This is a genomic window from Agriterribacter sp. (assembly GCF_035444585.1).
GTDB lineage: Bacteria > Bacteroidota > Bacteroidia > Chitinophagales > Chitinophagaceae > Agriterribacter.
In genome coordinates this window covers 1,536-8,721 of sequence record NZ_DAOMOZ010000199.1, presented here as the reverse complement: position 1 = coordinate 8,721, position 7,186 = coordinate 1,536, and the positions used below count along the sequence as shown (strand labels likewise).

Here is a 7,186-nt window from a genome sequence, read left to right as displayed (position 1 = left end):
CCTATGATCCTATGTGCTTAAAACGAAAACACATTAACGCAGAAAGAACAAAAACCTATGTGCCCCTATGTACCTATGTACCTATGATCCTATGTGTTTAAAAACGAAAACACATTAACGCAGTAAGAACAAAAACCTATGTGCCCCTATGTGCCTATGATCCTATGTGCTTAAAACGAAAACACATTAACACAGTAAGAACAAAAACCTATGTGCCCCTATGTACCTATGATCCTATGTGCTTAAAACGAAAACACATTAACGCAGAAAGAACAAAAACCTATGTGCCCCTATGTGCCTATGATCCTATGTGTTTAAAACGAAAACACATTAACACAGCAGAAAACACATAAATACGAAATACGGTTAAACAAAACGGATGCTTAACATGCAAATGAAAAATTCAAAGAAATATCCCTGGATAGTGGTGGCACTCTTGTGGGTGGTGGCACTCCTCAATTATATGGACAGGCAGATGCTCAGCACCATGCAGCCTTCTATGCAGGTAGATATCGCGGAACTGCAAACGGCTGAAGCCTTTGGATTCCTCATGGCCATATTCCTGTACATCTATGGTTTTATGAGCCCGGTTGCCGGAATTATTGCCGACAGAATGAACCGGAAATGGCTTATTGTAGGTAGCCTATTTGTATGGTCGGCTGTTACCTATGCAATGGGTATCACTACACAATACAATCATTTGCTCATCTTACGGGGAGTGATGGGCATCAGTGAGGCGTTGTATATCCCTGCCGGACTTTCCCTGATAGCCGATTATCATTCGGGTAAAACCCGTTCCCTTGCCATAGGTATTCACATGACCGGACTGTACACCGGTTCAGCATTGGGTGGCTTTGGAGCTTCAGTGGCTGCCGAATACGGCTGGCACAGCGCCTTTCACTGGTTTGGAATAACAGGTATGGTATATGCCCTGGTGCTGATTGCTTTTTTAAGAGAAAAGAGAGATACCCCGGCAGCAGTCATTAACCCATCCAGCCATATACCCTTGTTTAAAGGATTGGGATTGCTTTTTTCAAACATGGCCTTTTGGGTCATCCTCTTTTATTTTGCGGCACCCAGCTTACCCGGCTGGGCTACCAAAAACTGGTTTCCCACCTTATTTGCAGACAGCCTGAACATGCCCATGGAAGTGGCGGGACCACTTTCCACCTTTATCCTGGCCGCATCTTCATTTGTCGGCGCTGTTTTTATAGGAGGACCGCTGTCCGACAAATGGGTACAAAAAAACGTAAGGGGCAGGGTAATGACCAGCGCAATAGGCCTGGGATTAACCATTCCCTCCCTCATCCTGCTGGGGTATGGTCATACCCTTGTTACGGTAGTTGGGGCAGGCATCCTGTTTGGGGTGGGGTTTGGTATGTTTGATGCCAACAATATGCCCATTCTGTGCCAGTTTGTTCCTAAAAAACTCCGGGGCACAGCTTATGGGTTTATGAATATGGTAGGTGTATTTGCAGGCGCCGCTGTAACGCAGGTGCTGGGCAGCTTTAAAGACCAGGGAAACTTTGGCTTCGGCTTTGCCGTATTAAGCGCTATCGTATCGGTGGCACTGATTGTTCAGCTCTCTTTTCTGCGCCCAAAAGCAAATGATTTTGATGAGCTCACAAAATGAGCAGACTGAATAGTTAAGATAACAAACAATATGCGATGATGAATACAAAAAAAAATATTTGTGCATCCTGTCTCCTTATTTTTACCCTGTCGGCATGTTATGCACAAAAAAATATGCCGGTTGCTAAAGCGGGAAAAACAACCGTTATTGCTGTTGCCCCCACTAATCCCGTATTAAAAAGACTGGATGCCAACCCACTCTTATGTGTGAAGGTCTATCTGCCTGCAGGTGCATCTGTTGATTACCAAAATATCCGGGGCAGCTTAAACGCATCTGCCATAAAAGCGATGGATAAGCTGGAAGTTTTTTTCAATGGAAACGAGCCTTTGTTTAATACCACGAACAAAGTTGCTTCAGTAAAACCGTCCACTCAGCAAATATCAATACCGGTTGACATCAACGCAACACCGGGCTGGAACTATATCTGGTTTAGCGCAAGCCTGAAAGAGGATGCCGATATTGATACAAGAATAGAATTTCATGTAACGGAACTGGCGGATAAAACAAACAAAACACATCCCGTCATCGAACAAAAAGGAAATTATAAAAAGTACAGCGGCATCGCCCTGCGCAAAACCTGGGATGATAGTGTACATACCTATCGTATACCCGGCATCACAACAACCGATAAGGGAACGTTGATTTCCGTGTATGATATTCGCTATAAACACGCCGGTGATCTGCCCGCCAATATTGACGTAGGCATAAACCGCAGTACCGATGGCGGCAAAACATGGGAGCCGATGAAAAACATCATGGATATGGGCGCTCCGCATGAAAACAACGGCGTAGGCGATCCTGCTATTTTGTTTGATCCTGTTACAAAAAAAATATGGGTGGCTGCATTCTGGAGTAAAGGCAACAGATCAATAGCGGGATCGGAGCCCGGGCTTTCACCAGATACCACCGGACAGTTTGTTTTGGTGAGCAGCGATGATGATGGACTCACCTGGTCTGCACCGGTTTCAATAACAACACAGGTAAAAAACCCAATATGGCATTTATATTTCAACGGGCCGGGAAATGGCATTGCTATGCAAAACGGAACACTGGTGTTTGCATCGCAGTACTGGGATGAAAGCAAAAAACCCGGCATGCCGCATTCATCCATTATTTATAGTGATGATCATGGCAAAACATGGAAAAGCGGTATTGGCGCCAAATCAAATACCACCGAAGCGCAGGTTGTGGAAACCACGCCCGGTACGCTGATGCTGAATATGCGGGATAACCGCGGCAGCTTCCGCAGCGTAGCTACTACAAAAGATTTTGGAAAAAGCTGGACAGAACATCCAACATCTTACCATGCTTTGCCCGACCCGGTTTGTATGGCCAGCATCATCAAAGCAAAAGTGAAGGTAAAAGGAGTGATGAAGGATGTATTGTTCTTCAGCAATGTCAATTCATCCACAGCCAGAAAGGATATGACGATAAAGGCCAGTCTTGACCTGGGTGAAACCTGGCTGCCGGACAATGAACTGTTGCTGGATGAACGCCGGTTGTATGGCTATTCTGCACTCACAAAAATTGATGACAATACCATTGGTCTTATCTATGAAGGCCTAAGGGAATTATATTTTCTAAGGATACCGGTTAGCGATATCATCCGATAATGTTTTTGAAAAATGAGCCTATACCGTAGTGTATTTTATTTGTTTTTGCTGGCGTTTACGGCAGTTAATGTCAGCGCACAACAAAAAGAGATCAAAGTTGCCTGCATCGGCAACTCGGTAACCTATGGAGCCGGGCATAAAAACCCGCAGCTTAGCTCTTATCCTTCACAATTGCAAAAACTACTCGGCGAAAAATACGAAGTAAGAAATTTTGGCCGCAGTGGCGCCACACTCTTACGCAAAGGGCACAATCCCTATAACAAAACCGCAGCATTTGAAGAAGCCCTGGCATTTGATCCGGATATTGCCGTTATGCACCTCGGATTGAACGATACCGATCCCCGCAACTGGCCCAATTACCGCGATGAATTTGCACCTGACTATGCCTGGCTCATTGATACGATCCGGCAGGTAAATCCTTCCGTAAAAATTTATATCTGCCGCCTGTCGCCCATTAGCAACGGTCACCCCCGTTTTCTTTCGGGTACCCGTGACTGGTATGGGCAAATACAGGAACTGATTCCACAGATCGCCGAGGCCAACAACACCGGGCTGATTGACTTTAATACGCCATTGTATTCACGCCCGGAATTATTGCCCGATAATATTCACCCCAACGAAGCAGGCGCCGCGCTTTTAGCCAAACAGGTATATCAACAGCTCAGCGGCGATTTTGGCGGGCTACAGCTACCAGTTGTGTTTGCACCGCACATGGTATTGCAAAGAAACAAACCCATCAAATTTTACGGTACAGCCAATGCGGGAGAAAAGATCAGCATATCATTCAATGGGAAACAACAGGTAGCTGTTGCCGGCGACAACGGACAATGGAACGCTCCATTTCCGGCAATGCCCGCCGGCGGCCCTTTTAAAGCGGTTATCACATCGCCCGGTAAAACAATTGCGCTGGATGACATTTTGATTGGAGATGTATGGCTCTGTTCCGGGCAAAGCAATATGGCTTTTCCATTACAGGCGGCAGAAAACAGTAAAATAGAAATGGAGGCGGCGCAAAAAAGCAACCGTATCCGTTTGCTGAACCGGAAGGTAATTGCTGAAACCGATAACAAAGCGTGGGATCCATTGACCCTGCAAAAAGTAAATGAACTTGAATACTTCTCCGGCACATGGGAAAGATGTGATTCCGGTACTGCGAAAAACTTTTCCGCTGTTGCGTATTATTTTGGAAAAAAATTACAACAGCAATTAAATGTGCCCATTGGCTTGATACAGGTAGCAGTGGGAGGTTCCACTACCGAATCCTGGATAGATCGCTATACCATGGAGCATCATCCGGTATTGGTAAATGAATTGTACAACTGGCGCAAATCCGATTTTTTTCAACCCTGGGTGAGGGAACGGGCCGATACCAATTTAAAAAACAGCACTGACCCCAAACAACGGCATCCTTACGAACCCTGCTATAATTACGAAGCTGGCATCAAACCCCTGGTAAATTTTCCCATAGAGGGCGTGATCTGGTACCAGGGCGAAAGCAATGCACACAATATTGAATTGCACGAAATTGTTTTTCCGGAACTGGTAAAAAGCTGGCGCAAACAATGGGGATATGAATTCCCCTTTTACTATGTGCAATTATCATCGCTCAACCGTCCTTCGTGGCCATCGTTCCGGAACAGCCAGTTGCAGTTGTTGAAAATCATTCCTAACGCCGGCATGGCTGTTAGCAGCGATGTGGGCGACCCAACCGATGTGCATCCGCGGAATAAGAAACCCGTTGGCGAAAGACTGGCAAGACTGGCGCTTCATTTCAACTATCAACAAAAAAGCATAGTGCCCTCGGGGCCACTGCCCCTGAACATCGTAAAACAAAATAGCCGGATTGTCATTTCATTTCAATATGCTCAAATGTTGAAAACAAATGACGGTGAGACCTTGCGTGGTTTCAGGCTGCTGAATGATAAAGGGCAGCAAACAGATATGAACGCGTTTATTCAAAACAATAAAGTGATCATCCCTTTTGGTAAAGAGCAACGGCCTGTGGCGGTATTGTATGGTTGGGAGCCATTCACGAATGCAAACCTCGTGAATGGCGAAGGTTTGCCGGCCTCTACTTTTAAAATCAAAATCAATTAAAAAGTTATGGCTTATTCAAAACAAGACCTTGCTCAGTTAAAAGCGTTTTACAGCAATCAACTGCTCAATGATACAGTACCCTTCTGGTTCCCCCGTTCGTTTGACAGGGAGCACGGTGGCTTTTTACTGATGCGCGATGCAGGCGGCAGTTTAATTGACGATGACAAAGCCGTGTGGATACAGGGAAGGGCTACCTGGCTGCTTTCTACTTTATACAATACGGTTGAAAAAAAACAGGAGTGGCTTGACGGCGCAAAACTGGGCTATGAATTTTTGAACAGGTATTGTTTTGATACCGACGGGCAAATGTTTTTTCACGTAACCACGGATGGGAGGCCGATCCGTAAGAGAAGATATTTTTTTTCCGAAACATTTTATGTGATCGCAGCAGCGGCTTATGCCAAAGCAAGCGGCAGTGAAGAAGCAGCTCAAAAAGCCAGGGAAGTATTCAGAAATTGCATTGCCTATGCCGGTGGTGAAAAAAAACTGGAGCCGAAGTTTACGAATATCCGTCCCTCCAAAGGCATTGGGGTACCCATGATCATGATGAACACCGCCCAACAGTTGAGGGAAACCATTGGTGACGACCGTTGCGATGCCTTGATATTACAATGGATCGAAGAAATAGAAAAATATTTTGTAAAGGATGATATCCGTTGTGTAATGGAACAGGTTGCGCCCGATGGCAGCATCATTGATCATATTGACGGCAGAACACTTAACCCCGGTCATGCTATTGAAGGCGCCTGGTTCATTTTGCATGAAGCCCGGTACCGTAATAATGACCCGCATTTGATTGAGCTGGGTTGTAAAATGCTGGATTACATGTGGGAGCGCGGATGGGATGCGGCACATGGCGGTATATTGTATTTCCGGGATGTACACAATAAGCCCGTTCAGGAATACTGGCAGGACATGAAATTCTGGTGGCCCCACAATGAAACCATCATTGCCACCTTACTTGCTTACTTATTAACCGGAAATGAAAAATATGCCGAATGGCACAAGCTGGTGCATGATTATTCGTATGAACACTTTCATGATCAAAAGAACGGGGAATGGTTCGGCTACCTGCACCGCGATGGAAGCATTGCACAAACCGCCAAAGGAAATTTATTCAAAGGGCCGTTTCACCTGCCCAGGCAGGAATGGTATTGCGCGCAGACGCTACATGAGCATTTAAAGAAGGGTTGATTATTTTTGTTAGGCAAACACTGATCAGATATAAACCACTGAAATACGGATTCTTTTGTAGTCCATTGTAATTTGACGGAGGCTGACCTGTATGCTTTTTGGATTTCAAAATGGGAAACAGGTGGAAGCGGAGGCTATACTGCCGGTGGCGGACCCGGGCTTTCTGCATCGGGCATAGACATAAAATAAATAATCCATTTAAAATATCCCTCAGCAGTTCAGGGATTATGTATGACAAAGTCCGGTTGCGAAAGCGGCCGAATATTTTTTTATTCAGGCATTTTGCGGCTACCATTGCTAAAATGCAGCACGGTTAAATTACAATCCAATAGTTTTAACTTTACGGTCTGACCTGCATCAACTTTTAAATTGAAAGTGCTATGATAAAAGCAGCAGCTATCGCAATCGCTTTATTTCTTTTTATCACAACCCCGTTCGCGCAGGTTAAAGATGTTCCTGTTTTTGTATCCGGCACAGAAGGGCACAAAAGCTACCGCATCCCCGCCATCATCGGGCTACCCAACGGAGATATCCTGGCCTTTTGCGAAGGTCGCGTACACGGTGCGGGCGATTTTGGCGATATCAATATTGTTTTAAAACGCAGCAGCGATAAGGGAAAAACATGGAGCGTATTGCAAACGATTGTAGA

Annotated in this window: 4 protein-coding genes and 1 pseudogene; all 5 read left to right on the top strand. The window is 45.4% G+C overall.

Annotation, left to right across the window (positions count from 1 at the left end):
* Nucleotides 1-379 precede the first annotated feature (379 nt).
* On the top strand, nucleotides 380-1,633 hold the full coding sequence (locus PLH26_RS17410) for an MFS transporter (protein ID WP_324587307.1): 1,254 nt from the start codon (nucleotides 380-382) through the stop codon (nucleotides 1,631-1,633).
* 35 nt (nucleotides 1,634-1,668) lie between these two features.
* Nucleotides 1,669-3,246, top strand: a complete 1,578-nt coding sequence (locus tag PLH26_RS17405; protein ID WP_324587306.1) for an exo-alpha-sialidase — start codon at nucleotides 1,669-1,671, stop codon at nucleotides 3,244-3,246.
* A 12-nt stretch (nucleotides 3,247-3,258) separates the two neighbouring features.
* Nucleotides 3,259-5,343 carry a GDSL-type esterase/lipase family protein gene (locus PLH26_RS17400; protein WP_324587305.1) on the top strand — a complete coding sequence of 695 codons (2,085 nt, stop codon included), beginning with the start codon at nucleotides 3,259-3,261 and terminating at the stop codon, nucleotides 5,341-5,343.
* Between the two features lie 6 nt (nucleotides 5,344-5,349).
* Nucleotides 5,350-6,537 carry an AGE family epimerase/isomerase gene (locus tag PLH26_RS17395; RefSeq protein WP_324587304.1) on the top strand — a complete coding sequence of 396 codons (1,188 nt, stop codon included), beginning with the start codon at nucleotides 5,350-5,352 and terminating at the stop codon, nucleotides 6,535-6,537.
* Nucleotides 6,538-6,917: 380 nt separating this feature from the next.
* Nucleotides 6,918-7,186 (top strand): annotated as a pseudogene (locus PLH26_RS17390) (sialidase family protein); the annotation flags it as partial.

Excerpts from the sequence above, each read along its gene's own strand:
- PLH26_RS17395 (WP_324587304.1), top strand. The coding sequence starts at position 5,350 with ATGGCTTATTCAAAACAAGACCTTGCTCAGTTAAAAGCGTTTTACAGC.
- PLH26_RS17405 (WP_324587306.1), top strand. The coding sequence starts at position 1,669 with ATGATGAATACAAAAAAAAATATTTGTGCATCCTGTCTCCTTATTTTT.
- PLH26_RS17410 (WP_324587307.1), top strand. The coding sequence starts at position 380 with ATGCTTAACATGCAAATGAAAAATTCAAAGAAATATCCCTGGATAGTG.
- PLH26_RS17400 (WP_324587305.1), top strand. The coding sequence starts at position 3,259 with ATGAGCCTATACCGTAGTGTATTTTATTTGTTTTTGCTGGCGTTTACG.